General features: G+C 38.5%; 32 protein-coding genes and 1 riboswitch. Of the genes, 6 read left to right on the forward strand and 26 right to left on the reverse strand.

Going from position 1 to position 26,888, the window contains the following annotated elements:
• Positions 1 to 50: 50 nt before the first annotated feature.
• Positions 51 to 362, forward strand: coding sequence for a hypothetical protein (locus AC1DEF_RS10070; protein WP_016763842.1), 312 nt, complete (start codon positions 51 to 53; stop codon positions 360 to 362).
• Between the two features lie 50 nt (positions 363 to 412).
• On the opposite strand, the gene AC1DEF_RS10075 is transcribed toward AC1DEF_RS10070, so the two are convergent.
• Both AC1DEF_RS10075 and panE read right to left on the reverse strand, forming a co-directional pair.
• Positions 413 to 1,213, reverse strand: a complete 801-nt coding sequence (locus tag AC1DEF_RS10075; RefSeq protein WP_043982045.1) for a GIY-YIG nuclease family protein — start codon at positions 1,211 to 1,213, stop codon at positions 413 to 415.
• Positions 1,213 to 2,142, reverse strand: coding sequence for a 2-dehydropantoate 2-reductase (gene panE, locus AC1DEF_RS10080; RefSeq protein ID WP_025752046.1), 930 nt, complete (start codon positions 2,140 to 2,142; stop codon positions 1,213 to 1,215). The genes AC1DEF_RS10075 and panE overlap by 1 nt, the downstream gene beginning before the upstream one ends.
• A gap of 253 nt (positions 2,143 to 2,395) precedes the next feature.
• Between panE and AC1DEF_RS10085 the strand changes: the two genes are divergently transcribed.
• A complete protein-coding gene (locus tag AC1DEF_RS10085) occupies positions 2,396 to 3,316 on the forward strand; it encodes a CobW family GTP-binding protein (RefSeq protein WP_025752045.1) in 921 nt (306 codons plus the stop codon).
• A 33-nt stretch (positions 3,317 to 3,349) separates the two neighbouring features.
• On the opposite strand, the gene AC1DEF_RS10090 is transcribed toward AC1DEF_RS10085, so the two are convergent.
• Positions 3,350 to 3,508 (reverse strand): hypothetical protein, encoded by a 159-nt coding sequence (locus AC1DEF_RS10090; RefSeq protein WP_013056708.1) that lies wholly within the window; start codon positions 3,506 to 3,508, stop codon positions 3,350 to 3,352.
• 297 nt (positions 3,509 to 3,805) lie between these two features.
• On the opposite strand from AC1DEF_RS10090, the gene AC1DEF_RS10095 reads away from it, so the two are divergent.
• On the forward strand, positions 3,806 to 4,132 hold the full coding sequence (locus tag AC1DEF_RS10095; protein WP_013082852.1) for a MerR family transcriptional regulator: 327 nt from the start codon (positions 3,806 to 3,808) through the stop codon (positions 4,130 to 4,132).
• Positions 4,133 to 4,223: 91 nt separating this feature from the next.
• Here AC1DEF_RS10095 and rarD read toward each other — a convergent pair whose 3' ends face one another.
• From rarD to AC1DEF_RS10165, 14 genes are all read right to left on the reverse strand, one after another.
• Positions 4,224 to 5,150, reverse strand: a complete 927-nt coding sequence (gene rarD / locus AC1DEF_RS10100) for an EamA family transporter RarD (RefSeq protein ID WP_043982042.1) — start codon at positions 5,148 to 5,150, stop codon at positions 4,224 to 4,226.
• A 136-nt stretch (positions 5,151 to 5,286) separates the two neighbouring features.
• A complete protein-coding gene (locus AC1DEF_RS10105; RefSeq protein ID WP_013056705.1) occupies positions 5,287 to 5,856 on the reverse strand; it encodes a cob(I)yrinic acid a,c-diamide adenosyltransferase in 570 nt (189 codons plus the stop codon).
• Positions 5,853 to 6,278 carry a bifunctional adenosylcobinamide kinase/adenosylcobinamide-phosphate guanylyltransferase gene (locus tag AC1DEF_RS10110; protein WP_097823625.1) on the reverse strand — a complete coding sequence of 142 codons (426 nt, stop codon included), beginning with the start codon at positions 6,276 to 6,278 and terminating at the stop codon, positions 5,853 to 5,855. Before AC1DEF_RS10110 ends, AC1DEF_RS10105 begins: the two co-directional genes overlap by 4 nt.
• The gene (locus tag AC1DEF_RS10115; protein ID WP_477727359.1) at positions 6,230 to 6,844 is read right to left on the reverse strand and encodes a histidine phosphatase family protein; all 615 of its coding nucleotides are present in this window, start codon (positions 6,842 to 6,844) and stop codon (positions 6,230 to 6,232) included. Before AC1DEF_RS10115 ends, AC1DEF_RS10110 begins: the two co-directional genes overlap by 49 nt.
• Positions 6,802 to 7,575: an adenosylcobinamide-GDP ribazoletransferase gene (cobS, locus tag AC1DEF_RS10120; protein WP_097823626.1), complete on the reverse strand. Its 774-nt coding sequence runs from the start codon at positions 7,573 to 7,575 to the stop codon at positions 6,802 to 6,804. The genes AC1DEF_RS10115 and cobS overlap by 43 nt, the downstream gene beginning before the upstream one ends.
• Positions 7,572 to 8,132 (reverse strand): bifunctional adenosylcobinamide kinase/adenosylcobinamide-phosphate guanylyltransferase, encoded by a 561-nt coding sequence (locus AC1DEF_RS10125; RefSeq protein WP_043982037.1) that lies wholly within the window; start codon positions 8,130 to 8,132, stop codon positions 7,572 to 7,574. The genes cobS and AC1DEF_RS10125 overlap by 4 nt, the downstream gene beginning before the upstream one ends.
• A complete protein-coding gene (gene cobD, locus AC1DEF_RS10130; RefSeq protein ID WP_043982036.1) occupies positions 8,129 to 9,208 on the reverse strand; it encodes a threonine-phosphate decarboxylase CobD in 1,080 nt (359 codons plus the stop codon). Before cobD ends, AC1DEF_RS10125 begins: the two co-directional genes overlap by 4 nt.
• A complete protein-coding gene (cbiB, locus tag AC1DEF_RS10135) occupies positions 9,183 to 10,169 on the reverse strand; it encodes an adenosylcobinamide-phosphate synthase CbiB (protein ID WP_477727360.1) in 987 nt (328 codons plus the stop codon). The genes cobD and cbiB overlap by 26 nt, the downstream gene beginning before the upstream one ends.
• A gap of 4 nt (positions 10,170 to 10,173) precedes the next feature.
• On the reverse strand, positions 10,174 to 10,782 hold the full coding sequence (locus AC1DEF_RS10140; protein WP_025752037.1) for an adenosylcobinamide amidohydrolase: 609 nt from the start codon (positions 10,780 to 10,782) through the stop codon (positions 10,174 to 10,176).
• A gap of 88 nt (positions 10,783 to 10,870) precedes the next feature.
• On the reverse strand, positions 10,871 to 11,830 hold the full coding sequence (locus AC1DEF_RS10145; protein ID WP_014460464.1) for an ABC transporter substrate-binding protein: 960 nt from the start codon (positions 11,828 to 11,830) through the stop codon (positions 10,871 to 10,873).
• Positions 11,831 to 12,088: 258 nt separating this feature from the next.
• Positions 12,089 to 12,221, reverse strand: a riboswitch (cobalamin riboswitch).
• Between the two features lie 90 nt (positions 12,222 to 12,311).
• The gene (locus AC1DEF_RS10150; protein ID WP_013056696.1) at positions 12,312 to 12,626 is read right to left on the reverse strand and encodes a thioredoxin family protein; all 315 of its coding nucleotides are present in this window, start codon (positions 12,624 to 12,626) and stop codon (positions 12,312 to 12,314) included.
• Positions 12,627 to 12,814: 188 nt separating this feature from the next.
• A complete protein-coding gene (locus AC1DEF_RS10155) occupies positions 12,815 to 13,417 on the reverse strand; it encodes a YpjP family protein (protein WP_025752035.1) in 603 nt (200 codons plus the stop codon).
• A gap of 383 nt (positions 13,418 to 13,800) precedes the next feature.
• Positions 13,801 to 14,577 carry a class I SAM-dependent methyltransferase gene (locus AC1DEF_RS10160; protein ID WP_043982628.1) on the reverse strand — a complete coding sequence of 259 codons (777 nt, stop codon included), beginning with the start codon at positions 14,575 to 14,577 and terminating at the stop codon, positions 13,801 to 13,803.
• 134 nt (positions 14,578 to 14,711) lie between these two features.
• Positions 14,712 to 15,149 carry a BrxA/BrxB family bacilliredoxin gene (locus AC1DEF_RS10165; RefSeq protein ID WP_013056693.1) on the reverse strand — a complete coding sequence of 146 codons (438 nt, stop codon included), beginning with the start codon at positions 15,147 to 15,149 and terminating at the stop codon, positions 14,712 to 14,714.
• A gap of 242 nt (positions 15,150 to 15,391) precedes the next feature.
• Here AC1DEF_RS10165 and AC1DEF_RS10170 point away from each other — a divergent pair, with 242 nt between their 5' ends.
• A complete protein-coding gene (locus tag AC1DEF_RS10170; protein ID WP_165575254.1) occupies positions 15,392 to 16,276 on the forward strand; it encodes a polysaccharide deacetylase family protein in 885 nt (294 codons plus the stop codon).
• 31 nt (positions 16,277 to 16,307) lie between these two features.
• On the opposite strand, the gene AC1DEF_RS10175 is transcribed toward AC1DEF_RS10170, so the two are convergent.
• The 6 genes from AC1DEF_RS10175 to AC1DEF_RS10200 all read right to left on the reverse strand — a co-directional run bounded on the left by AC1DEF_RS10175 (position 16,308) and on the right by AC1DEF_RS10200 (position 23,288).
• Positions 16,308 to 17,432 (reverse strand): conserved virulence factor C family protein, encoded by a 1,125-nt coding sequence (locus AC1DEF_RS10175; RefSeq protein ID WP_097823632.1) that lies wholly within the window; start codon positions 17,430 to 17,432, stop codon positions 16,308 to 16,310.
• Positions 17,433 to 17,495: 63 nt separating this feature from the next.
• Positions 17,496 to 19,394 (reverse strand): ABC-F family ATP-binding cassette domain-containing protein, encoded by a 1,899-nt coding sequence (locus AC1DEF_RS10180; RefSeq protein ID WP_097823633.1) that lies wholly within the window; start codon positions 19,392 to 19,394, stop codon positions 17,496 to 17,498.
• Positions 19,375 to 20,028, reverse strand: a complete 654-nt coding sequence (locus AC1DEF_RS10185; protein WP_097823634.1) for an HD domain-containing protein — start codon at positions 20,026 to 20,028, stop codon at positions 19,375 to 19,377. The genes AC1DEF_RS10180 and AC1DEF_RS10185 overlap by 20 nt, the downstream gene beginning before the upstream one ends.
• A gap of 124 nt (positions 20,029 to 20,152) precedes the next feature.
• Entirely contained in the window at positions 20,153 to 20,629 is a 477-nt protein-coding gene (locus AC1DEF_RS10190) for a glutathione peroxidase (RefSeq protein ID WP_014460472.1), read from the reverse strand.
• 61 nt (positions 20,630 to 20,690) lie between these two features.
• Entirely contained in the window at positions 20,691 to 21,209 is a 519-nt protein-coding gene (locus tag AC1DEF_RS10195) for a hypothetical protein (protein ID WP_097823635.1), read from the reverse strand.
• Between the two features lie 390 nt (positions 21,210 to 21,599).
• Positions 21,600 to 23,288, reverse strand: coding sequence for a formate--tetrahydrofolate ligase (locus AC1DEF_RS10200; protein ID WP_097823636.1), 1,689 nt, complete (start codon positions 23,286 to 23,288; stop codon positions 21,600 to 21,602).
• A gap of 351 nt (positions 23,289 to 23,639) precedes the next feature.
• On the opposite strand from AC1DEF_RS10200, the gene metA reads away from it, so the two are divergent.
• Positions 23,640 to 24,551: a homoserine O-acetyltransferase MetA gene (gene metA, locus AC1DEF_RS10205; RefSeq protein ID WP_025752026.1), complete on the forward strand. Its 912-nt coding sequence runs from the start codon at positions 23,640 to 23,642 to the stop codon at positions 24,549 to 24,551.
• 214 nt (positions 24,552 to 24,765) lie between these two features.
• Here metA and AC1DEF_RS10210 read toward each other — a convergent pair whose 3' ends face one another.
• Positions 24,766 to 25,470: a hypothetical protein gene (locus tag AC1DEF_RS10210; RefSeq protein WP_097823637.1), complete on the reverse strand. Its 705-nt coding sequence runs from the start codon at positions 25,468 to 25,470 to the stop codon at positions 24,766 to 24,768.
• Positions 25,471 to 25,573: 103 nt separating this feature from the next.
• On the opposite strand from AC1DEF_RS10210, the gene AC1DEF_RS10215 reads away from it, so the two are divergent.
• Positions 25,574 to 25,819, forward strand: a complete 246-nt coding sequence (locus AC1DEF_RS10215; protein WP_097823638.1) for a hypothetical protein — start codon at positions 25,574 to 25,576, stop codon at positions 25,817 to 25,819.
• A 10-nt stretch (positions 25,820 to 25,829) separates the two neighbouring features.
• On the opposite strand, the gene AC1DEF_RS10220 is transcribed toward AC1DEF_RS10215, so the two are convergent.
• Entirely contained in the window at positions 25,830 to 26,027 is a 198-nt protein-coding gene (locus AC1DEF_RS10220; protein WP_097823639.1) for a hypothetical protein, read from the reverse strand.
• A gap of 603 nt (positions 26,028 to 26,630) precedes the next feature.
• Complete coding sequence (locus AC1DEF_RS10225) at positions 26,631 to 26,831, reverse strand: hypothetical protein (protein ID WP_374109842.1); 201 nt, start codon at positions 26,829 to 26,831, stop codon at positions 26,631 to 26,633.
• Between the last annotated feature and the right edge of the window lie 57 nt (positions 26,832 to 26,888).

Raw genomic sequence — 26,888 nt, forward strand, 5'->3', positions numbered from 1 at the left:
TCCTATAAAATGAGGATGAAAGATCAATCCTACAAATGAAGGTGAAAAAAGTGAATAAAAACACGATGATTAAAACATTAAAAGTTATATCTGTTGTGTCGCTTCTCGCTTTGTTATTTATCATTGCTTATGATCGTTCCATGTCTACATCCATGATTATTTTGTTCAGTTCGCTCATTTTCTTTGTATTTGTACTTAGCGACTTTTTTTTCGATCGCAAGCCGTGGGGATTAAAAGGCCTTCAATTATATATATCACTGATGTTATTCATCATTGCCATTTTTGAAATGCATCAAGTTGTCAGTTCACTTTGCGTTATTTCCATTATGGCTCTACCAAAAGTTATTGACGAATTAGCTTAAGTGTGAATGATAAATGATAAAATCCATGATCACAATGATCATGGATTTTATTACGTTTTGAGTAGTTTTTCAGAGATGCGAAGAGCTTCTTCTATGCCAAATTTACGCACTAAACTGATGGCTTCCTTTATTTCTCGTTTTTTCAAATCATGGGTCGGATTTAAATTTAACAACACTTGAATAACAACTAAATCCCGCATCGTAAACATCATATTCTTTTTCATATCCCGCTGAAATGTATACTGCTCTTTTAAGAGCCGGTCACTTATTGCTAACACTTTCGACTCCGGAAGATGTAGCTGCGCTCCTGCTTCTTGACAAGACCACAATTTTTTCACTCGATCTTCAGCATTCATATTTGCGACTCGTGCATATGTAATATCGCTGTTTTCTTGACGAATCTCTATCTCTTTTAACGTTGGCTTTAGCACCGTTTTTCGCTTGGAGACTTTTTTCTTATCAACTCCTGTATCCCTGAGGACCCTGCCGTGAACGGTGTAAATGTCGTATTCATTTTCTCTTTTTACATCTTGTTTATTGTATTTTGGAAAATAACCATTTACAAGCATCGTTCTCAGCATATCTAATTCTTTTTTTAATCCATGCACTTCAATATATCCAACAGCACAAATTTCTTTGTGGAATTTTTTTGTGTTGCTAACGCCTTTTCCTGCAACGTGAGCTCTTACTCTTTCTAATAGAGAGCCCGTCGTTGCTCCGATATACAAAAGCCTGCCCGGTTTATCAAAGAAAAAATAAATGCCGGGAGCGGAAGGCAATTGTCCTATTTCTGCTGTACTTAGCAGCTTCTGCAGTACCTGCATGACTGCTAAATCAATTTTCGCTGTCATTATTTTTGATAACCTTTTAACATTTCTTCATACACTTTTAGATGCGTATACACAGTTTGAAGAAGCGGTACGTGTATAGACGACTTTTCAGCTAATGTCAGCAAATATCCTTGAAGGTGGTCTCCTTCAATTTGAAAACTTTTTTCCATATCACGCTGCATCGATGACTTCATGTCATACGTCATTTTGTCCATCGTATTCATATGCTGTTCAATAATCCCTTCAGCTAATGGTGCATCGTATGCCATCATAATATTTTCAACTTCTTTAAAAAGCTCTTGTACGAATTGACGCCCTCCTTTTGCCGCTAGCACTGGGCCAACAGGTGCGCGCATAAGAGTGGTCATGCCTGACATAACCGTAATAAATAAATACTTATGCCACATATCCTGTTCAATATATGAACTTTTTACAAACGAAGCTTTTGTACCGCTGAACGCTTGCTCAATCAGTTGTAATCTTTCTGTTTCCTTCTGCTTAAATTCACCAAATACAAGTCTGTGAGCAGGACTCGTCTGGACGACATCTCCATCTTTGTTTAAAGTTGTTTCAATAAAGCACAGTCCTCCAATAACTTTTTCTTCCCCAAAAGCTTCTTGTAAAGGACCCACGTGAGCCATACCGTTTAGCAAAGGTACGACAACTGTCTGATTCCCTACAAAAGGACGCACATCCTCAATTGCTTGTTTAAGATGATAAGCCTTAGTTGTGAACAAAATAACATCATAAGGCTCTTTCATCTCAGATTTTGTAATAGCTTGTACAGGTGAAGTGAAGTCACCGTGTATGCTCTTGATAACAAGTCCATTTTGTTCCAGCTCTTTTTTTCTGCGATCTCTGACAAGAAAAGTCACATCCTCTCCTTTTTCCACAAGCCTGCCTCCAAAGTAACCTCCAACGCCGCCTGCGCCTAAAACTAATATTCGCATAACTTTTGCTCCCCTTTTTCTTTTTCTTTTATTGTAGCACAGCTAGTTTGAAATTTTATAATATTCTTATTTCATTGTATTTTGAGTTTTTTACAAAAGATAGCCATAGTGCTTTTAAAGTTGTTATAATGAATACAAAAAAAGCATAAAAATTTACGCTTAGACATTTATCCCCTCTTGGATATACTATTTACCAATCCGCAATCGGAAAAGTTTCGATTTAAACAATGTTATTTACATAGGAGAGACTGAAATGAAAACAGAAATCTACATTTTATCTGGATTTTTAGGCAGCGGAAAAACAACGTTGCTTAAACAGCTGCTTCAGCAAGAAAAAGATCGTAATCGCAACATTGCTGTTGTGATGAATGAGCTTGGCCAAGTTTCGATTGACTCAAATGAAGTAGAAAAAGACACGCCGTTAAAAGAATTGCTAAACGGCTGCGTGTGCTGTACGATTCAAGGTCAATTTGAAACTCAGCTTCATTCACTTCTACAGGAGAACACATTGGATGCTATCTATATAGAAACAACCGGAGTTGCACATCCCATTGAAGTGTTGGATGCCTGTATGTCTCCTCTTTTTGCGCATCAAGTCACGATTAAAAGTATTATCACCACACTCGATGCAACAAGGTGGAAAGAACGTGGGTCCTTAAGCATTCAACTTCAAAAACTTCTTCAAGAACAAGTAAAACATGGGGATGTAATTTTATTAAATAAAACGGACATGCTGTCTGAGGCAGAAAAGTCTTCCCTGCTTTTTGAGGTTCAATCAATTAACGCTCGTGCAATAACATTATTAACGACATTTTCCCGCGTGAAGCTTGACCTGATTCAAAGAGCTCAGCTGTCTCAAAAACAGCCGCACCATAAGGCTCATGTGGAAGATCATCTTCATTTGAAAACATTTGTATATGAGTTTACAAAAAAAGTGGATCTTGAATTATTTGAAAATTGGCTGCGCCAAATGCCAGATACCATCTATCGTATTAAAGGCTATATGCGCTTTACTCATTCGGATGATACGTATTCGTTTCAATATTCATACGGCATGCCTCTATATATGAAAGAAATGATGAAGCTGCCCACCACTCTTGTCTTTATAGGGGAAAACCTCGACCACACTAAGATGAAACAAGAATTATTTAATCTTGAACAGCAGTCCAATTAAAAATCCCGCCTAGAGCGGGATTTTTTTTATTACTTATAAACAGGCATTTTGTACTCTGCGCAAAATTTCATATGCACGATTTCCGGCTAACTCTGTCAACTCTTCAAATTTTTCATCTCTTTTCAAATCAAGTTCAATAATTTCTTTTGCCAGCTCAATAATCTCTTCTTTTTTCAATTGTTGCACAGCCATTTAAAACGCCCTTCCCTTTTAGAATTTATGTATATTCTCACATTTGTTTTCTATTCATTATTTTGAAAGCAAGTGATTAACCACAAGGCTTTATCCTGTATGGTTAACCACTTGGGATCGAGTTAATCATTAGTTTATAGGACTCTTTTCCCTATTTCATTATTTATGTCACTTTTTCTCACATAGTAATTCAAAATTCTAACATATATATGTTAGAATGTATTACATGTTATAATTTTTTGTATTTTTTTCCTTTATGATAATAACATACTACTACGTACTCAGGGGTGAGGGAGATTGTCTACGAATGAAGCGTCATATCGAGATAAAAAAGTCATGTCTATTGGGATTGTAAAAGAATTAACCGGTTTATCAGAAAGGCAAATTCGCTACTACGAGAAAAGAAGCCTGCTCTTTCCGGACCGAACCAATACGGGTATCCGGAAATATTCGTTTTCAGACGTCGAACGATTAATGGATATTGCCGATCGCATAGAAGAAGGAGTTCAAACGAGTGAAATACGCACAGAATTGGCCAAAAAAGATGAAGCGAGAAAAATGAAAGAAGTAAAAAACCAAATGCTTCAAGGTCAGTTGAACGCTCATTTCAAGCGGAAGCTATAAAGTATACATACGGTGACTTTCCCGTCTCCGTTTTTATTTCTTCACGGCAGACAAAAAAGCGCATATCTAAAGATATCCGCTTTTTTGTCCGTTAAGCTGAGCGCCCTTTAAAAAATTTCGGCTGATGAGAATTCATGAACTTAGTTTTAGATAAAATGAACATAACCGATCCGCCCCAAATGAACAAAAAGGCAATCATCTCTACGCTAGAAAACGGTTCATGATACACGAATACCCCTAATAAAAGCGTCATGGTAGGAGCAATGTACTGTAAAAAACCGACCATCGATAGCGGAATAAGAGGGGCCCCTTTAGCGAAATATAGTAGTGGCATAGCTGTAGCAACACCGCCTCCAATTAAAAGAGCACTCAGATCAAGCGATTGAAGAGAAAAACTTGAAGATCCTTTCACTAAAAGAAAAATAAAATAAATAACTGCAATAGGTGCAACCATCATCGTTTCAATCGTTAATCCTACTTTTGCTTCTAATTGAATAGTCTTTTTTACAAGTCCGTACAAACCAAAGCTAAACGCTAAGCTTAATGATACCCATGGGATATGCCCGTATGTAACTGTCATAACGATAACACCTATAGCAGCTAATCCAACAGAAGCACCCTGCCAAAAATTAAGCTTCTCTTTTAAAACGACTATACCAAGTAAAATACTAACGAGCGGGTTGATGTAGTAACCTAAACTTGTTTCAATAATATGATTATGGTTAACCGCCCAAATGTAAACGAACCAGTTGATGCTGATCAGCACTGAAGCCACAAATAAAATGACCGCTTGTTTCGTATTACGAAATAATAAACCAAGCGTCTTTTTTAAAGCACTCATTTGCTTTGTCACAAGCAAAAGTAAAAGCATAAAAACAAATGACCATATGACACGGTGAGCGAGTATTTCATTCGCATTCACCTCGCCAAGAAGCTTCCAGTAAAGCGGAAAAAGCCCCCACATAACGTAAGCGCTGGCTGTATAAACAATACCTGCTCGTTTAGAATCTTGATTCATTTCTCAACCTCTTTTCTTTATCTCTCTGTCTCTTATCATTATAGATGCATTTACCTCTTTTTTATAGCTTTATTTTACCTATCGAAATAACTCATAAAAAAAAACGATCGCCTTTAGCTCGACCGTTTTTTATACCTTATTTTTTAGGCTGTTTAAATACTTTGGCACTGCGAATATACTCTACATCTTGTACATTTTCTCGCGCGTTAGCGATTCGAGCCGCAGCAAAGAAATAATCGGATAAACGATTTAAATACTGAAGCACCGCCGCATTAATTTTATACTCACGCTGCACGCCAACAACAAGCCGTTCTGCGCGGCGTGTAATCGTCCGGCAAATATGAAGCGTTGTCGCTGCAGGTGTGCCTCCAGGTAAAATAAAACGCTCAATGGCCGGCGCTTCTGACATATAGACATCAATGCGCTTTTCAAGTACTGATATCATGTCGTTTGTTACTTTGTACGGATGATCATCTTTTGCAAATGCTAAATCACTTCCACAGTCAAAAAGCTCATGTTGAATCGTAATTAGCTCTTCTTTTACATCTTTTAATGTTGTTTCATCCAGCTGATAAATCGCTTGACCTACAAAGCCATTTAGCTCATCAATCGTACCGTATGCTTCCACTCGAATATCATCTTTATTTACTCGTCCTCCAATTAAGCTTGTCTGCCCTTTGTCCCCTGTTTTTGTGTAAATGTTCATTGTATTTCCTCCTTCAATCGATTAGCAATTCCGTACCAAATGTGATCTACTTTCCGGGCATGTGCCGCTAAATGCTGATACGCATACCCGCATTCATCTCTCCACTGCCGTTCTGTTGGATCTAAAGGAACAATCCCTTTGCCGACTTCAGTTCCAATCACTATTAACTTTTCCCATACACCGCTGTCTCTCCACTTCTGTATTAACTTTTTAACAACAAGGTGCGGAGACTCCAGCTCGCTATGTATTAATTCCTTAACATAGTGCTCAAATCCTTCTAGCACTATGTAACTTTCTTCGAACTCAAGCGCTGGTAAAACAGGGTCTTCATACAAACAATGCCATTTTACCGACTCACCGGTATAATGCTGCTTCACCCATTTTCTTTTGCCGGTAAATGCACCGCCGAATACGAAATGCATGCTCTTCTCTCCTTTGCCTGTTTGTATGTACACGCTACTGAAAAACCTTCTCCATAAGAAAAAGAAACATCCCAAAGCGACGCTGTCTGTTTAAAATGGGATGCAAGTAAACGTAGTGGTCCGCCGTGCGAAACAATAGCAATGTGACGCAATTGCTGACTGGCCGCCAAATCGACCGCTTCTTCCCACGCTGCCCAAACTCGGTTTGAAAAGCTTGAGAAGCTTTCACCATTCGGAGGCGTATGTTCTGTCCAGTGATCAATCCAATTTCTATACGTCCGTATGTTTTTCAAATCTTCATACGTCTTCTCTTCCCAATCTCCAAAATGCAGTTCACGCCAATTTTTACTTTTAACCACCTGAGATTTTGGAAAAACAACTGCACTTGTTTCTAGCGCTCTTTTTAAGTCACTGGAAATAACGAGCTGAGGTTCTAGAAAAAGCTCTTTCAATTCATTTTTCCCTTCTATACTTAAAGGCGGATCACTCCACCCTATATATTTTTTCTGTTGATTTTCAATCGTCATGCCGTGACGAATACATGTGATAACCAAAGAATTATCCATAAAAATGTTTCTCCTCCTTCAATGGTTGCCCCTATAACATCTCCTGTTACGCCACCAAACTGCGAACGATAAAATCGTATCCAGAGCCATAAAAAACCGGCAAAGAAAAGAATAATGAATTTATTGTCCATAAAAATAACGAAAATAGCAACTAAGAATAGGCTCATAATGATAAATCCGTAAATAGACCGTTTGGTGACTCCTTGTTGAAAATAAGCAGCCAGACCCGTATCTTTAGCGGGCTTATCTCTCATCAATAAAAAGGCTGCTCCAATTCTTGGAAGGGTAAAGACAATTAAGCATGCCCAAATTGATAAAGAAGAAAGAGACACTAATTCATAGATCGCACTAAAACGCAGCAGCAGCAGAACCATAAGAGAAAGAATAGCAAAAGACCCAACGTGCGGATCACTTAAAATCTGCAGTTTTTTTTCCTTTGACTGATGAGAAAAATAGGCATCGCTTACGTCCATCCAGCCGTCTAAATGAAGTCCACCCGTTAAGATAAGCGGTAAAAGCAAAACTAAAATACTATCAACAATCGTAGTGATAGGTGAAGATTGAAGCAACTGTAAAAAGCTATAAAACATCAAGCCTAGTAACATACCAATCCAAGGCAGCACAAAAAGTGAGCGTGCCGTTCTTTTTTCAGTCCATTGAACGGTTTTAGCCAGTGGTAAGATCGTAAAAAACTGGAGAGAAATTCGTAGTATGGCTATCCATTCTTTCATATATCTACACATTCCTTTCCTTTTTTAAAACGATAGATTCCCGCTTCTACACAAATAGCCACATCTGCTTTTTCTACAATATACTGATGTAATTTCCCTAACATCTTCATATAGCTATATGTGGGCTCTTCTAACACGCCCGCTTCAAACAGTTCATTAGATACTAGCACAACCGTCTGAGACTGCGCAAACAGCTTATCGAGCGTTTCTGTCATATGACGAAAAACCGCTTGTTTCCCTTCTTTTGTTTGCCACCTTTTTTCTGTTGAAAAAAGCTCATTGGCAAGCCAGTTCGTGACACAATCCAAAAGTATAGCATCATCACTTTGAAGATTTGGCAGAATTTGTTGTAAATCTACAGACTGCTCAATCGTTACCCAAGGCGTGTTCGCTGCTTGGCGTTCTTTTTGATGAAGCTGGATGCGTTTTTGCATTTCCTTATCTGTTTGCCTGCTTGTGGCAATATAAACAGCGCGCTTTGTACAAAAAGTTTGAACCATGTTCTCCGCTGCACTTGATTTTCCGCTTCGAACGCCTCCGCTAATAAAGATGATCATATTTCATCAAGTCCTTGTTTGATTACGTTAAGTAAATAGTCATTTTCTTCTTTCGTTTTCACAGCCAAACGGATATAGCGTCCATTTAAAAATGGAAAGTTTTCAGTATGACGAGCTACCACGCCATGGCTTGCTAAATAGACAAGCCATTCGCGCGTTTTAATAGAAGACGGAACGCTGCAAAGATAATAGTTTGTTTGAGAAGGAGAAACCAAAAGCCCCCATTCCTTTAGTTGACTCAAGATTCGTTCCCGTTCTTGTTTAATATAATGTACGGTTTCTTTTACAAAATCTTTTTCATCCACACATATCATACCTATTTGCTGCGACAATCCATTTACACTCCAAGGAGGCTGCTTTTTAGCCATCTTGCTAATGATTTTTTCATTTGCCAAAATATAGCCAAGACGAAGCCCGGCAATATTAAACATCTTTGTCATGGAACGCACAACAATGATATGCTCATAATCCAGAATAAGAGAATCAAATGAAGGCTGATGTTCGACAAAATCAATAAATGCCTCATCAATCATTAAGTATGTACCATGATGAGCAGCAGCTTTTACTACTTTCATCCATTCCTCATGACTATACATAACGCCCGTTGGATTATTTGGATGACAAATCCACAGTACTTTTATGTCCGGAAGAATGCTCATAATCAACTCTATATCCCAGCTCCAGCCATTTTCTTCAGATAAAGGAACGTATGTCACTTCACATCCATAAGCTTTACTTGCCTGTTCATATTCAACGAAAGTCGGCTGTACAATCCCTGCTTTCTCTCCTGAAAATAACGAAGCAATAAGGAAAAACGCTTCAGCGGCGCCATTTGTAGGCAGCACTTGAGCACCTGAAACATGATGATGAGCTGCAAGTTTATTTTTCAGCTCCGTTACTTGAGGGTCAGGATAACTAAACGCTGCACCCTTGAATTCGTTCCACTTTTCGTGAAGCACAAGGGGAGCCCCTAAAGGATTTGTATTCACGCTAAAGTCTTTTATATGCGACAAATTCTCGGCCCCTATTGCTTTTAAAAAGACATTAGGATTAGCTCCATGTGTAGGTAATAGCACTAATAACTCCTCCTAACAAAAGATATAATAACCACGTAGCATAGACCGTCCTTTTCATAATGAAAACAGCTTGTTCAATATGACCGGCTTGCAGAGGAATGAGTGGTTCACCCATTTTTGCACGATTAGATTCTATGCCTTTATATGTATTAAGCCCGCCGAGTTGAATACCTAACAGAGCAGCCACTGCGCATTCCCCGTATCCGCTATTTGGGCTGGGATGCTTCTTAGCATCACGCTTAATCAAACTCGTTACATGCCCAAGAGAATACTGGCTTTTTGCTACATTAACAGCCGTCATCACCACTGCAGTTAACCGACTTGGAATATAGTTTAATACGTCATCGGTTTTTGCACTAAAGTAGCCGAACAGAAAGTAGCGGTCATTTTTGTACCCAACCATCGAATCACATGTGTTAATAGCTCGGTAAAAAAAGGCTAGGGCTCCTCCTCCTATAAATGCATAAAAAAGCGGAGCTGTAATACCATCACTTGTATTTTCAGCCACGGTCTCTACCGTCGCTCTGGCAATTTCTCCTTCTGACAAACGATCTGTATCTCGTCCCACAATCATACTTACTTCATATCTAGCTTTCTCCATATCTCCTAGCTGAAGCGGCCTTTGTACCTTATAAGCAGCTTCGCTTAAAGAACGAGTGGATATAGTAGTCGCAATCATTACGCTCTCTACTAAAACACCTGCTATAAGATGAACTCCGTACAAAGCATGGAGGAACAAAAAGGGAACAACTCCTGCGAGCACAGCCATACTTATCACAAGAAGCAATCCTTTGAATCGTTTTCCTGCACCTTTATTTAATCTAGAATCTATCCAATAAATCCATTTACCAAACCAGCGAACGGGATGCGGCCAATTTTCGGGATCGCCTATAATTCGGTCAATTAGTAAAGCAATCGTCATGGCCGTCATGTGTGCAATTATCGCTTGTGTAATACTCATTTCTTCACCTCTTTCCCTTAAGTCCCTGCTCTAAGCTTATTTTCACCAGCTTAGCTACCGCTTGCCCTAAAGCGGTCATAGAGCCTGCATATTCATATAATGGTCCTTGCTGAGACGCTGCAACTGAAATGCTGTCCGTAGATGTTCCCGTAGCAATCGTCTTTGTAGCCGGATCTATGACACCCAGCTGTGACAGCGTTTTTGTTTTAGCTTCTGTGGCCGCAATAAAAAGCTGTAAAAACGCTGCATCCGTAAGCGTACCTTCCACGAAAAAAAACATATTAATTGTACCAGGAGAGGAATAGAACGGGACAGCTTCGTCAGCTGTAATATCTACTGCGTTTCCTACTCCAGCCGTTATCACGGAAGCTACTCTTACTCCGTAGCCTTCATAACAGTAAACCGCTCTTTCTTTTAACCACACGGCTGTCATCAACCCTACGATTTGCTCATGGCGCACATTTTCTTTCATCAAATATTGCTCATACTCCAAAGAAGGAGTATCTGAATAATAGTCTTTGTGAACAAATCGATTGTAAAAGGTGTCCGTTTCCGTAATGCCTGTTCCTAAAACCCCTGAGCTGTATGTTTTATAAGAAGTCTCGGTTTTCATGATTAAAAGCTCAGGCCTTTCTTCAATTTTAAGATGTGAAAAGGGACCAATCCCCTTTTCAATTCGAACTGGAATATGGTCCCTCTTCTTATTTATTGTACACCTCAGGGTATACTGCTTTTGCTAAGTCCTCTAAGCCATCTACAATACGAGGTCCTAAGCGATTGATTTTGTTTTGATCAACCTTCTCGATGTTACCCTCTTTTACAGCAGTCATGCTGCTCCAAGCGGGACGCTTCATAATCTCATTTTTGTCTGCATCATACGTTGCGATAATAACGTCAGGGTTTAACTTAACAACTTGCTCTTCAGAAAACTTAACCCAACCTTTTTCACTAGCTGCTACGTTATCAGCACCGATCATAGTAAGCATTTCGTTCATGAACGTACCTTTTCCTGTTGTATAAATCTCAGGAGCTCCTGATACCTCTATCCATACTTTTTTACGATCTTCTTTTGAAATCGTTTTTGCTTTTTTCTCAATTGAAGCTACTTTTTCTTTCATGTCTTTAATTGTTTGATTAGCTTCTTTTGTTTTACCTGTTAATTTACCGATTTGCGTAATAGAATCATAAACCGTATCAAACGTTGTTGAATCTTTTACAACAAATACCGGAATACCCGCACTTTCAATTTGTTTAAATACTTCATCCGAAACGCCCATACTTGAAGCGTGTGCCAGCACTAAATCAGGATTTAAAGCAATAACTTTTTCCGCATTAACGTTCATATCTCCTACCTGCGCTTTTTTCTTTACGCTTTTAGGATAATCATCGTTGCTTGTAACACCGACTAATTCTTTTTCAAGGCCAAGGGCATATACAATCTCCGTATTACTTGGCATTAAGGAAACAATTTTCTTAGGCTGTTTTTTCAACGTAATTTCTTTATCACGCGCGTCTTTTACCTTCACTGGAAATGCAGCTTGTGACGTTTGTGCCGTATCTTGCTTCGTTTTTTTATCACTGTTGCTTTGGCTGCCTGCACCGCATGCAGCAAGTACGATGACTAACAGTGCAATAATGGAATACGAAAGCCATTTTTTCATCTAAATACTCCCCCTATATATTGTTCATTGTGAATACGAAACCTCCACGTTAAAGAAAAAGCAAATGATCATGCAAAAAGCAGCGCTATCCCGTTTTTCCGCTTTGACTATGTATACTGCTCGCCGGCAGCTTCAAAATAAAAAAGCTTTACTTTCAATTGAAAGCAAAGCAGGTAACGTCAAGATAAGCAGGAAAAGAATCCGTTCACTATACTTGATATGTATGTTCATTACCCTGCTTCACCCTTCCTCGAAGGTTTCACAGCTAACAATAAGGCAGGTCTCCTGACTTACGCACAAAGCGCTTACAGTGGCGGGACCGCGCTGGTTTTTCACCAGACTTCCCTTTTCACTCAATCTTTAAATTGAGACCTTATTGCTTTACGATTATTCACTTGTCCTAGTATACCCCACTCATGGAAAAATGGAAATAGCCATTCTCACAAAAAAAGCTGCGAGAATGCTCTCGCAGCTTAAGGGATTAAAGAGTTGCTAAAAATTCACGGACCGCTTCAGGCGTTTTAGCATTTGCACTGTGCAAGTGTGCAATTTTTTCACCGTTTTTATATACAAGAAGAGAAGGAATACCCATTACATTGTTTTCAGCAGAAAGTTCTTCAAACTCATCCTTGTCAATTTTAAACCATGCTTTATCTGTGTTTTCATCAACGATTTCATCAATGAACATATCCAAACGTTTGCAATCAGGACACCACGTTGTCGTAAAAATCCCAACGCTTAGTGTTTCGTTCTTAATTTGTTCGCGAAATTGTTTTTCTTCCGTAAATTGTTTCATTGTGTTACCTCCAGCATCTATTCGTTCCTTCTCACTATTCTATGGTAAGAAGTCTGACTTCATTATAAACGATTTTTTTATCGTTGTGCTAATGTTTCAGCTTATTTAGACCATAACGGTTTTAGACGTAAAAAAATGCTAGCTTAAAAAAGCTAACATTTCGAAATCGCAGAATGTTGTGTCTATTATCAGCTAAACCATTTAGGCGGCATGTTTCGGTTCCAATAAATTTTCCCTAAATCATAATGCTTTTGAAAATTATCTGCAGCCGCATGATAGTGAAAATTAAACCAGTATCCATCTTTTGGAGGATTTTCGCGCCGTACATGAAACCGTATTAAGTCCTGACCGGTTTCCCGGTCATATACATGGAAAATCTTTTCACCGTAGCCAGCAGCAGGATGCTCGCTTATCTCGAGATTCTGAATTGACTGTTCACGTTCAGTGCCAATGTCGGTCAGCACTTCTTCAATTTTAGGTAACACTGCTTGACGAAATTCATCTTCAATGACAGGCCCAATTTTTGTTCCGAATTTTTCCACTGACTGTTTTTCAGCTGATTCCATTGCATACGTAACAAATGATGAAACGTCTTCATATTTTGGTTCTTCATATGGCAAATGAATATCTTCTATAACAGCTGTGACAGGAGTTGTTTCTCTTACATACCCTGCTTTATGTTGCTTGTCCGCTTTTGCATCATCAACGTATAAATATTCTGGTGGAGTGACAAGCCCAAATGTAAATACTGTAATAAATACAACTAGCATTCTTTTTATCCATCTAGGCATTCGTATCTTTCCTTTCTCATCTTTTCCCATATGGTCTTTTCATATCGTAAAATTCATTGTTATAACTCACTAGGTATTGTAACATACTTATTAATTTTTTACCTATATTTGCTTATTCATTTATGCTGCCTACGGGCATTCGAAGACTTTTTAGTTAGCACCTTCCTTCTTCTGTTTGAGGTTGTCACACCGAGCGGAAACCTATACAAGATATTCCTTTTTTGCTGGATGCTTAAACACAAAAGTATTTTTATGTTCAAAAATATATCATACTTTTATGAACTTTAGATGAAATTCATAAAAAAAACTTCCAAAACTTTTTAATTCCTAAAAGGTTTTGGAAGTCTTTTTTATGATCAGGATTCGTTTTACTTTTTTGTTTATTATTGTATATCAATTGTCCCGTAATGAAATTTTGATGTTTTTCGTTTTTGTACGATAAATCCATGTTCTTCAAAACGACTGCTTTTCCAATGATCTTTTAGCACGATCTTTTGTTTGGCTACTCTTTTTGCTTCTTGTATAGCCATTGGCGTTAGCGTAGTATACAGTGCTATTGCTTTAATACCGTTAATTCCATTCGATTCATCAATTTGCTCTTGAAACATAGGATCAAAGTAGACAACATCAAAAGAATTATCTTCACAACACGCCAAAAACGATTCGAAATTTTGATGAACCACGTTTATACGCTTCATTGCATCGTTCAACTCTTGTACGTCACTTTCCCAATTTAAAAGTCCTTGTTTGACTAAATAAGCTACATAGCGGTTGCCTTCTAGTCCGACAACTTTCCCGCTTTTCCCTACCGCTGCGCTCGCCATCATACTATCCGATGCAAGACCAAGTGTACAGTCAAGCACGCTCATTCCTTTTTCCAAACTAGCAGCTTCAATAAACGGATCAGGTTCTCCTCGCAGCCATCTCTTCACTCTAAACATAGCGGAATTTGGATGAAAAAAAATAGGTTCCTCTTCATTTTGGACATGCAATTCTACTCTATTCTTACCGACAACCAGCACGTCTGCAGCTTGAAGATTCTGAAGATCTGCAACGGATTTCTTCTCTCTTACTACAAAAGGTATACTTAAATCAGCGGCTACTTGTTTGGCTTTTACAATCATCTGTTCATTTGTTCGACCAGCAGTCGTAACAATCACTTTCATAACTCCCCCTACACTGTTTGGCTATTTACATAAAGAAAAAGGATGCCGATAGACATCCTTTTTCTTATAAAGTATATGCGATTTTTCTCTAAAAATCTATATACTAGATGTGACAAAAGCAGGACATTTTATGAACAGTGCTGCTTAAAGCCATTTAAAATGTTTTCAAAAATAACTTCTAAAGGCTGACCTTCAATTTCATGTCGAGGAATAAAATGAACGACTTCTTTTCCTTTTAAAAGCGCCATAGACGGTGATGAAGGCTCAATGTCACCAAAATATTCACGCATTTTAGCTGTTGCTTCCTTATCTTGGCCGGCAAAAACAGTTACCACTTGATCTGGTTTTTGCTCAGACTGTAAGTACGCTTGCGTTGCTGCAGGACGTGCTAAACCGGCAGCGCATCCACAAACTGAATTAACGACAACAAAAGTTGTTCCTTCTACGTTTTCCATAAAATCAACTACGGCTTCCTCTGTTGTTAATTCTTCATAACCAGCTTGAGTTAATTCTTGACGCATTGGTTTAACTAACTGACGCATATATTCTTCATATGCCATTGACATATTAACATTCCTCCTAACAATCATTCACGCTAAAAGCATACTATAAAAACCAGGAAAAATCTAGCTACTCACTCTTCAAATCCTTATCGTTGTCCCATTCTTCTTCTCCATTTGACAAAAAGAAGATTAAAACCGGGTCATATCATCTAATTTTTTCCTATAAAAATGTCGATTTTTACTATTAATATTCCATTTTTTGTACTATAGTAGTAAATAGTAGTTTAGTAGAAAGGATTTTCAAATTGAACCAGCGATTTAAACCGAACAAACGATTTAAGCCAAACAAACGATTTTATGCATTTTTGTCTTTAGTGTTAGTGATCGTCGCTTCTTTGTTTTTTATTACAGAAGCCAAAGGAAGTGAATCCGCTGCGTCTCAGCAAGTATTAGCATCTACTGCGTTACCGCTGAAAGAAACTGCATCTTCAGCACAGCCTGAGAAGCTGCTTAATACACTTCATCATAATATGTATGTAGTAAATACGGTGAACGATCAAAATCAAGCTCTTACACAGCCTGTTTACCTTACGTTTGACGATGGCCCAACACCTGATACTCTTCATATTTTAGATGCTTTGCGTCAATATAACGTAAAAGCAACTTTTTTTATGTTAAAGCATCAAATTGACGCTCATCCTGAAATTGCTAAAAAAGTAGCACAGGAAGGACATGCCATCGGCTGTCACGGCGTCTCTCATGATATTGATGTCATGTATAGTGAAGACGGCGCCGCGTTAAAAGAAATGCAGGAGTGTCAAGCGACAGTTAAGAAAGTAACCGGTGTTGACAGTAAGTTAATCCGCGTTCCTTACGGCAGCGTTCCTTATTTAAAAGAGCCCCACCGTACAGAGTTGCTAAGCCACTTTAAATTATGGGACTGGAATGTAGACAGCGAAGACTGGGCACTTCGTTCTGCACCTAGAATTATTCAGGGGCTTGAACCTCATATTCAAGGGGTTAACTCCAATGGAAGAACACCAGTCATTTTATTTCATGATAAATCCTTTACGGCACAATCCCTTCCTGCTATTTTGACTTACTTAAAGCAGTCGGGCTATCAGCCTATTAAAATTGATAACACCATGCAGCCTATGCAGTTTCCAACTCCCGCTGCAAAACAGTCGTAAAAAAAGATCATTCAAGTGAATGATCTTTTTTTTATGCTTTTCTGCTTTCTGTCATTTGTTTCCAAACAGAACCTTTTGCTTCTTCTCCGCCTTCGATACGTTCAATTGCTAGCTTGATTTGTAAATCTACCTCAAATTCTTTATCATTCTCTGCTGCTTTTAATGCAGAAAGAGCCGTCTCGTCCCCTACCTCGTATAAATACATAGCTGCACGCCAGCGAACAAGCTTGTTTTTATCACCAAGAGCTTCACACATTGCCGGAATACCCTCTTCAAAACCTAAATCTGACATGCAGTCTCCAGCAGTACGGCGCACAGTGACTGATTTATCTTTTAATGCTTTGTATAAATAAGGCAGTACCGCTTTTGATTCAATCATTCCTAAGTAGACCGTAGCTAAGCGGCGAATAGATGCTTTTTCATCATCAAGCGCTTTATTTAAAACGTCTAAATCAGCTTCTGTTGGATCCATTTGTTCTAAATGGGCATAGCGCACTGACCAATCGTTGTCTTCTAGCATTTCTTCTGTAACTTTATAGGTTTTACGCGGCTGTACAACTTTTCCGCCTTCTTTTTCTTCTTGTGCATTAGCCACAAGGCGAGTTAATCTTTCTTGCGGATATGCTGCTGCTAACTCTTCTACAACTTCGTCTCCGATAGCAGCTAACTCTCCATAACGAACGCCTTGTTCTTTCCATTTTCGTTCTAATACCACATTATCTGAAAAACGTTGAAGTTCTGCTACCGCTTTTGCAAATCGCTCGGGCAGACCAAAGCGCTTTTCTTCATTTCCGTCCGTTAGCTTGACTTGCATCGGTACATTTTTGAACATTTGAACTGACACATTGACTTCACCAAAATGCTCATTCATTTTGTGCTGTTCACTGCTGCTTTGCAAATCTTCACCAAACGCTGCACGAACTTGCGGCAAAATTTGCTTCCAGTCATATTTGGCATTTCGCTCTACTGCTAAGAAGTCCGCTACGTGGTAGACTCCTTTTACCCCTTCTACTTTCAAGATGTCTTGAACAACTTCAGGAGCTGCTTCAGCATTTTTTTCCGTATAGTTATTGCTTTTTCCGCCTGATAGCACTTCGTCTAAATTAATTTTCATTGTATTCGGACTTGGCGTTGGCTCAATTGATTTAATGTTCATATCGTATCGTACTCCTCTCATTAAAATTGTAGCATGTGCCTTATACTCAGTCTAACGACTTGTTTACGCGTTTTCAATTTCTTCAATCAGCTCTGAAAGCTCTGCCCAGCGATCAAGCAGTGCACTTAATTCTTCGTTTGCTTTCTCTTGTTCTAACGATAGGTTATGCGCTTTTGTATAATCGCTGCCCACCTGTTCAATTTCACTTGTTAAGCGTTCAATTTCTTCTTCTTTTGCTGCAATATTATCTTCGATTTCTTCCCATTCTTTTTGTTCTTTATACGTTAAGCGACGCTTTTTCGTTTTCTCCGGCTGTTTTGGCTTTTCTTCTTTCACTTTAGCCTGCTGAACCATTGCCTGCTTCTTCTTCATCGCTTCTTCCAATTGATCTGTATAAGCGCCAAAATAAATCGAAATGTTTCCTTCTCCTTCAAAAACTAGTAAGTAATCTGCTACTTTATCTAAGAAATAGCGATCATGCGATACGGTGATCACAACACCTGGAAATTCTTCGAGATAGTCTTCAAGCACCGTTAGCGTTTGAGTATCCAAATCATTAGTCGGCTCATCTAGAAGCAAAACATTCGGCGATGTCATTAATAATTTCAACAAGTATAAACGACGGCGCTCTCCTCCGGACAACTTTTGAATGGGTGTTCCGTGCGTATGTGAAGGAAATAGAAATCTCTCAAGCATTTGCGAGGCAGAGATCATTTTCCCATCCGTCGTATGCACAACTTCTGCCGATTCTTTAATATAATCAAGCATGCGTTGATTCAAGTCCATATCATCGCTTTCTTGGGTATAGTAAGCAACTTTAACCGTTTGTCCTCTGTCAATTTCACCGCTGTCCGGCTCAATGCGTCCTGCAATCATATTCAACAGGGTGGACTTTCCGCTTCCATTTTTTCCGACAATTCCAATTCGATCTTGTTTTTTCACGATGTGCGTAAAGTCTGAAAGAATGATTTTATTTTCATACGTCTTAGACACATCTTTTAATTCAAACACTTTTTTCCCAAGGCGACTGCCTGCTAAACTTAAATCCAGTGATTCTTTTTCAGAGGAATCGATTTTCCCTTCTAATTCATCAAATCGCTGAATACGCGCTTTTTGCTTAGTCGTACGTGCTTTTGCTCCTCTGCGAATCCAAGCCAACTCATTGCGGTATAAGTTGCTTAATTTTGCTTGAGTTGCTTTTTCCTGATCTTCTCGAATCGCTTTTCCTTCTAGAAAAGCAGCATAGTTTCCTTTATAGCTATATAAATTTCCACCGTCTAATTCAAAAATTCGGTTTGTAACAGCATCCAAAAAATAGCGATCATGAGTAACAAGCAGCACGGCTCCTTGATATTTGGATAAATATTCTTCGAGCCATTTAACGGTCTCATAATCTAAGTGGTTAGTCGGCTCATCTAAGATCAGTAAATCAGGTGTTTGAATTAGACTTTGCGCAATGGAGACGCGCTTTTTCTGTCCACCTGAAAGCTCACCAATTTTTGCACTCATATTTGAAATTCCAAGCTTCGTTAAGATCGACTGTGCGTTAGAATTGGCTTCCCACGCGTTCATCGCATCCATTTTCTGCTGTAAATCATACAATGTTTGCTGGTTTTTCTCGTTTGCAGAATCTTGCTCTAACGCATATAGAGCTAACTCATAGTTTTTTAATAAATTAAGAAGAGGCGTATCTCCGCTGAAAACTTGCTCTAAAACCGTTAAGTCTTCATCAAAATCCGGATGCTGAGGTAAATATGTCACGCTGTAGTCTTTAGCATGAACAATATCTCCTTCGTCCCCAAGCTCTAAACCTGCGATAATTTTAAGAAGCGTCGATTTTCCTGTTCCGTTTACACCAATTAAGCCGATTCGCTCATTTTCCGTAATGGTAAACGTTAGCTGATGAAACAGCTCTTTTTCTCCATATGTTTTTGTTAAGTTTTCAACAGTCAGCATTTTCATAATGATAATTCCACTCTTTCTTAAATTGACCTAAAAATTCTTTCATATATGTATGTCGCTCTTGCGCTAGAGACCGTGCTGTTTGAGTATTCATTAACGCAGTTAGCTTTAACAACTTTTCATAAAAATGTGCAATAGCCGTTGATTTCCCGTGTCTGTATTCTTCTTCCGTCATCTCATTTCGTACAGCAATGTTTTCATCATACAAAGCCGTGCCTTTAGCACCTGCATACATAAACGTACGTGCGATACCAATTGCACCGATCGCATCTAAACGATCTGCATCTTGAACAATTTCGCCTTCAAGCGTAGCCATAGCCGGACGGTTTCCGCCTTTAAATGACATCGTTTGTAAAATGTGCACGATATGCTTGCAGTTCTCTTCTTCTACCTGCTGACTCTTCAGCCACTCCCACACTTCTTCGTACGCCTTTTCAACATCTTCCACTAGCTTATCATCTACAACGTCGTGTAAAAGCGCGGCTAGTTCGATGACTTCCCGATTGCCGCCTTCTTTTTTATATAAAAGCACTGCATTTCGACGCACGCGATCGATATGCTGCCAGTCATGTCCCGTCGTGTCATGCGCAAGCTTTGCTTGAACCCACTTTTCCGTCTTTTCTATTTTGTTCATTTGCTCACCTCAATTATATTCACCATTATTTTAGCACAAAGTAAGGCGCTCGTCTCACTGACAGCGGAGCACCCTTTGAAAACCCTGGCTGAAAAACAAAAAACAGATGGAGATCCACCTGCTTTTACAGCAATTCTTTTATATCTTTTTGAATATCTTTTGGTGCAGTTTGAGGTGCGTATCGCTTCACGACTTCACCTTGACGGTTCACTAAAAACTTTGTGAAATTCCACTTTATCGCTTTAGAACCTAGCAGGCCCGGTGCTTGTTCCGTTAAGTATGTAAATAACGGATGTGCATGCTCACCTTTTACATCTACTTTTGCAAACATTGGAAACGAAACGCCGTAGTTTAACTCGCAAAATTGTTCAATATCATTTGAACTTCCTGGCTCTTGACCACCGAACTGATTGCAAGGAAAACCTAGAACCGTTAGGCCGTTTTCTTTTTCTTCTTCATACAGCGCCTGTAAATCTTTATATTGAGGGGTGAAGCCACATTTGCTAGCTGTATTCACAATCAACAGTACGTCACCTTGATAGTTAGATAGCGATACGTCTTCGTCTTTAATTGTTTTTGCAGAGTATTCATACACGCTCATCAAAACGCCTCCTTTTCCCTATTGTAATTCACTTTATTTCGGAAGTACAACTGAAACGCTCTTATGATTTGTCGTAAAGAACCTTTAGCTGATCAGTCGTTTGCAGCATATAATCAATCATCTCGATTAAATCTCCTACTTGATCTTCGTAAATAAATCGGTTAAAGGTTACCGCAATATTGTTTTCATATTCGCTTCCTCCAACTTCATGAGTAATACGCTGCTTAACAACTCTTGTTGTTCCCCAGATCCTCTCACACATTTCCTGTATATTTCTAAACTCAGCTTCTTCAAACGGTTTTTGTTTTTTCAGCTGAAAATGAATATAAACTGTACAACCTGGTTTTTCTAAACGGGAAGGCGTTAATTCCGCATGAATGTTATCTAAGTCGGTTGATAAAGTTAGCGACGCGGTACAGCAAAAATGCTGTTGAAAAGAAATGCGGTACGTTCGAGTAAACTGAGCTAAGTCTACAAAATCTTCGCGATTCGTAACAGATACTTGCCCAGATAAGTCAAGATCATAGATCTCTCCTTCTACAACCACTTTTAAATTATCAAATACAATTGGATCAAACATTTCAACTACTTCCTTTTTTATAAAATACGAACAGCCAGCTCTTCTTCTTTCTTGCCAAATTAATTCATAACATACCTGTTATTTTGTTTTGTATTATAAGAAGAGGTTGAGACACAATTAAATAAATACAATCTAAAGACGAACAAATGGGATACATGAGCTAGTATGGATCACGTATTCTACCGCTTTTGATTTCCGTGCAAGACGTCGCTTTCCGCAGGAGTGTCTTCGCCTTGCCCTTCAATCAACAGCTAGAAGCCACTACACCCATGAAACCTACTTTCACCATAACTATGAAAAAATCCGAACGAGGTTGATTCTCCATCAAGAATCTTGATTCATCGTTCGGATTTTCCTTCAACTAAAATACTCTTACCCTAGCCTCTTCTCTTAAAAAATACCTAGTGCATGTCCATTCTCGTCAATATCCATATTGAGCGCAGCAGGTTTTTTTGGAAGTCCAGGCATTGTCATAATTGAACCTGTTAGCGCCACGAGAAACCCAGCTCCGAGTGAAGGACGGAATTCCCTTACCGTAATCTTAAAATCAGTTGGTCGCCCAAGCTTCGTCTGATCATCACTTAACGAATACTGCGTTTTGGCCATACAGATCGGCAGATGATCCCAACCGTTTGCTTCAAATTGCTGTATTTGCTTTAACGCTTTTGGAGCAAAATCTACGCCTTGTGCTCCGTATACGGTTTTAGCAATAGCTTCTACTTTTTCTGGAATCGAAGCTGACACATCGTAAAGAGGAGAAAATTGACTTTCTGTCTCGTTCATGACTTCAAGAATTTTTTCAGCAAGCATGACGCCGCCTTCTCCGCCTTTTTCCCAAACTTCTGTTAAAGCAACTGGAACTTTCTTTGAAGTACACCAATTCATAAGCGCTTCTACTTCGCCTTTTGAATCCGTTACAAAACGGTTCACGGCTACAACATAAGGAACGCCGAATGCTTGAATCGTTTCAATATGTTTTTCAAGGTTTTCAATTCCCGCTTCTAATGCCTCAATGTTTTCTTCATTTAACCGCTCTTTAGGAACGCCTCCATGCATTTTCAGAGCGCGAATTGTCGCAACGATTACCACCGTTTCTGGTTTAATATCTGCCATACGAGCTTTAATATTTAGGAATTTTTCTGCGCCTAAATCTGCCCCAAATCCCGCTTCTGTTACTACATAGTCGCCTAATTTTGCAGCCATTTTTGTGGCAATGACGCTATTGCAGCCGTGGGCAATATTAGCAAAAGGACCTCCGTGAATGAGAGCTGGAGTATGTTCCAACGTCTGTACAAGGTTTGGCTTAATCGCGTCTTTTAAAAGAAGAGTAAGCGCTCCTTGTGCACCTAAGTCCGCAACCGTTACAGGCTCATTATCCATGTTGTAAGCTACAACAATAGACGCTAAGCGACGTTTTAAGTCTTGTAAATCTGACGCTAAGCAGAAAATAGCCATAATTTCTGACGCAACCGTAATATCAAAACCATCTTCTCGAGGAACACCTTGCATCGGACCACCTAATCCAATGACAACCTGACGCAACGCGCGGTCGTTTAAATCAACCACTCGTTTCCACGTGATTTTACGTGTATCAATGCGCAGTTCATTGCCTTGATGTATATGGTTATCCAAAATAGCCGCCAGCGCGTTGTTAGCTGTTGTGATGGCATGCAGGTCTCCAGTAAAGTGCAAGTTAATATCCTCCATTGGAAGCACTTGAGCATAACCGCCTCCAGCGGCACCTCCTTTAATTCCCATTACCGGACCAAGAGATGGTTCGCGCATGGCTACAATCGCTTTTTTACCTAATCTATGTAATGCCTGAGCTAAGCCAACCGTCACTGTCGACTTCCCTTCTCCTGCTGGAGTTGGATTAATAGCTGTAACTAAAATCACTTTTCCATCTTGTTTTGTGTGTAAACGTTCCATAACGGACAAAGAAAGCTTGGCTTTATAATGTCCATACGGCTCTAACTCGGCCTCTAAAATATCTAGCTGCTCGGCAATCTCTTTAATCGGTTTAATCGTTGCCTCTTGTGCAATTTGCAAATCACTTTTTATTTGCTTCTTAGTTGTCATATAAAAACCCCTTTTATGCTGAGAATTCTTTTTAAACACTTCATCAAAAAAGGATAAAATCCGTTTTCTGGGGGAGATATGAAGTTTAATAAATACAGGAACGACTGCTCTATAAATTTTACTGAGTTTCAGTCACGCTAAAAAAGCATAGCAACGCTCCAGTTTAACCTTATTGTACCATTTCATTTTAGCCATTACGCATATTAATGCTCTTTTTTTTCAAAATTCAATTGCTTAATATTCTGTATATTCCTATAATAGTATATTGTACATAAATGTTGAACCTCATCTTCACGTGAGAAAGAACATTTATACGCGTCATTACTTCGAAATCGAATAGGAGGAATTTTATTGCCTATTAATATTCCACGTGATCTTCCGGCAAAAGAAATTTTAGAAAAAGAGAGAATTTTCATCATGGACGACGTGCGCGCGGTTAACCAAGAAATTCGCCCGCTTAATATTGTTATCCTAAACTTAATGCCGGAAAAAGAAAAAGCTGAAACGCAATTATTACGTTTACTCGGGAACTCACCGCTGCAAGTGCATATTACACTTCTTTACACGGCAAGCCATAAAGCAAAAACAACGAGTAAAAATCACCTAGATCAGTTTTATAAAACGTTTGAACAAATTAAAGAACGAAAATATGACGGAATGATTATTACAGGAGCACCTGTAGAACATATACCATTTGAAGAAGTAAACTACTGGAAAGAACTTCAAGAAATTATGGATTGGTGTAAAACAAATGTGACTTCTACCCTTCATATCTGTTGGGGAGCTCAAGCCGGACTTTATCACCACTTTGGCATTGACAAGCGACCTCTTTCTGATAAATGCACGGGTGTATTTACACATGTTGTATCGAGTGAAGAACCGATTAAGCTGCTGCGAGGATTTGATGATGTCTTTTATTCTCCTCATTCCCGTCACACTGATGTAGACATGAATGAAGTAAAAAATCATCCTGACCTTGAGCTTCTTTCCTACTCTGAAGAAGCTGGTGTTTATATGGCTATGTCTAAAGACGAAAAGTTTGTTTTCGTTACAGGTCACCCAGAGTACGACGTTCAAACACTGCAAGAAGAATTTCTTCGAGATACAGAAAGAGGGCTAGAACCAAAGCTTCCGGAACACTATTTCCCAAACAATGATCCTGACAAAAACCCTTTAAAAACATGGCGTTCTCATGCCAACCTGCTGTTTATGAATTGGTTAAACTATTATGTTTATCAAGAGACTCCTTATCTGTGGGAATGAAAGAACCGATTTGTCCCAGTCCTTAATTAAATAACGCTTGCTCTTTTTCATATTGAAACTGCAGCGAGCAAGAAACAAACTAAAAAACCTGCTTCTCTAAATGAGCAGCAGGTTTTCTATTGTTCACTCTTCTTTAATCCGTAAGGAAAGCTTTCTTTTAGAAATTTAGCATCAACCATATTGCTTTTGAAATCGAACATTTTTAGATTATTGCTTATTCTCCCTTTTTATCTTCTTTCTTTTGTTCTTCTATCATCGTGTCCAGCCATTCAGGCGGCTTTTCATCTTTGCTTTCATTGTATATTTCTGAAGAATCTTTTTCCTCCAAAGAGGATAAGATGTCGTGAATATCATTTTGATTACCTAAGATATTTCCAAACCCTTGATTCACTTTTTTATGACTTCTGAAATTGGTCGGAAAGTTATTTCCAAAATTCACAGCTGAAGCATCTTCAATTGTGCCAATATGAATGTCCCCTATGCTAAAAGTTGACTGTAGAGCTTGACTAGGCTCCCTCATTTCTTCCGTATGGATTAGTCTGTAAGGAACGATTCTTTCATTAATTTTAACTGAAATTTCAGAAGGACCCTTTTCTTTATCTTTTGCTTTATTATTTTGGCTACCCGATTTTTGATTGCCCTTAGAGCCATTTGTTGTTGTTTTTCCTTTCTTTCTCGGCTCTTGATATTGATTCGTTTGCGAAGGAAAAGTATTACCAATATTCAACGTTCCACTGAGTTCCTTTACATCAATATGTTCTAAATAATAAGATAGTTCGTCCAAGTTTAGTGTTTGAACGTTCCTTATATCTAAATGCAGGGAATGTACCGTTTTATCGGAAAGTTCATTTACGTTTTTTTCTAAACTTGTGAGCCTTTTTTCAATATTTTGGAGTATATTCAGCACCTTTTCATCCATAGAGTTTGACCCCTTATTTGATTTAACACTTTTAGCCCATCTACAACATATAATAGTGTATTAGATGATTTTTATTAATGTCTCATGTGTATAGGGAGGAATTATGAAAATAGATCTCAGTTCTCCTCAAATCATTTTTGATGATCTCACCGTAAATGCGGTTAAAAACAACGCGGGAGTTTTTATAGGAAAAAATGTTCAACAAAATTGGGAAACTACAATCAGCAGCTGTAATTCAGGTTTCGGCACAATTGCGGGAGATGATAATCAAATATCCTATAACACACACCTCGTTCTTGGTGAAGATGATGTAAATGATTCTTTTGAGCAAGTCACAAAGGAAGCTTGACTCTACGCTTCTATTCATCATTCTTTTTAGGGATTTTCGCAATGGTGGTGTTATTTGAAATTCTATTAGAATCACCAACTATTTTTCCGAAACCATCAGAAATACGACTTTTATGATTCCATTTATATTGAATATTAATGCCATAAAATAGGCCTGAACTGTTTTGAATTTTATTTACATTAATCGAATGATAGTGAATATTGACCATAAATAACACCTCACAGACAGAAGTTTACTTCATCTAGTTCAATATAAAACTGAAAATACATTACCCATTTTTTTCAAATTCTTATCTGTTTGCCTCAAATCGAACGTCTCTTTAATCATTTAAGCTTTTACGTCTTTTCTATGATACTTACTCCATTTACTATAAAAGTATTCCTGTCATTACCTTTTAATCTATATTAACAGCTACCTCTCTAAAATAAGCTAGCAAAAAACCATCTGTATAAAAGATGGTTTAAATATATTACCAATATATCCTTGCCACTCTGACAAAATAATTAATAGATAGAATACCTAGTTTGGTTTACTTCTTTAACTTTGTGTAACAGGAGCATTGTTGAAATCTATATGTTCAGAAAAATAGGAATCAACGACGTCGTTATCATTAATGATGTTTACCATTTGAGAAGCAAAGTTATGATAGCCGATTATTTCACCGAACCCCGTGTTACTTTTCCAATTGACTTACCAATCTGATTGGGTGTTTTCTCCAGTAAAAATACCTGAATTAGTAGAGATAGACGTAACATTAAGATTAGTAAATTTTATAATCAATGTTTTTCATCTTCTTTCATCTTCTTTTTCCCTAGAACTGAGAGACTGGTTGAGGATTAATATTTTCCGGCTGGGTAATTGGCGTGTCACAAACATCTTGATCATTAATGATATTTGTACTGCCTAGTATAGCTGAATTTACAGCAAATCCGTTTCCTAAGTTAAATTTCCCTTGGGAATTCCAATCTGGCTGGCTATTTTGACCCGAAGCAATTACTGAATTGGAAACCATACTGACCACGTTTATTTGGTTGAAAATGACGGAAACAGGCATTAGTTAATTCCTCCG

Source organism: Priestia sp. 10L35, assembly GCF_056395685.1.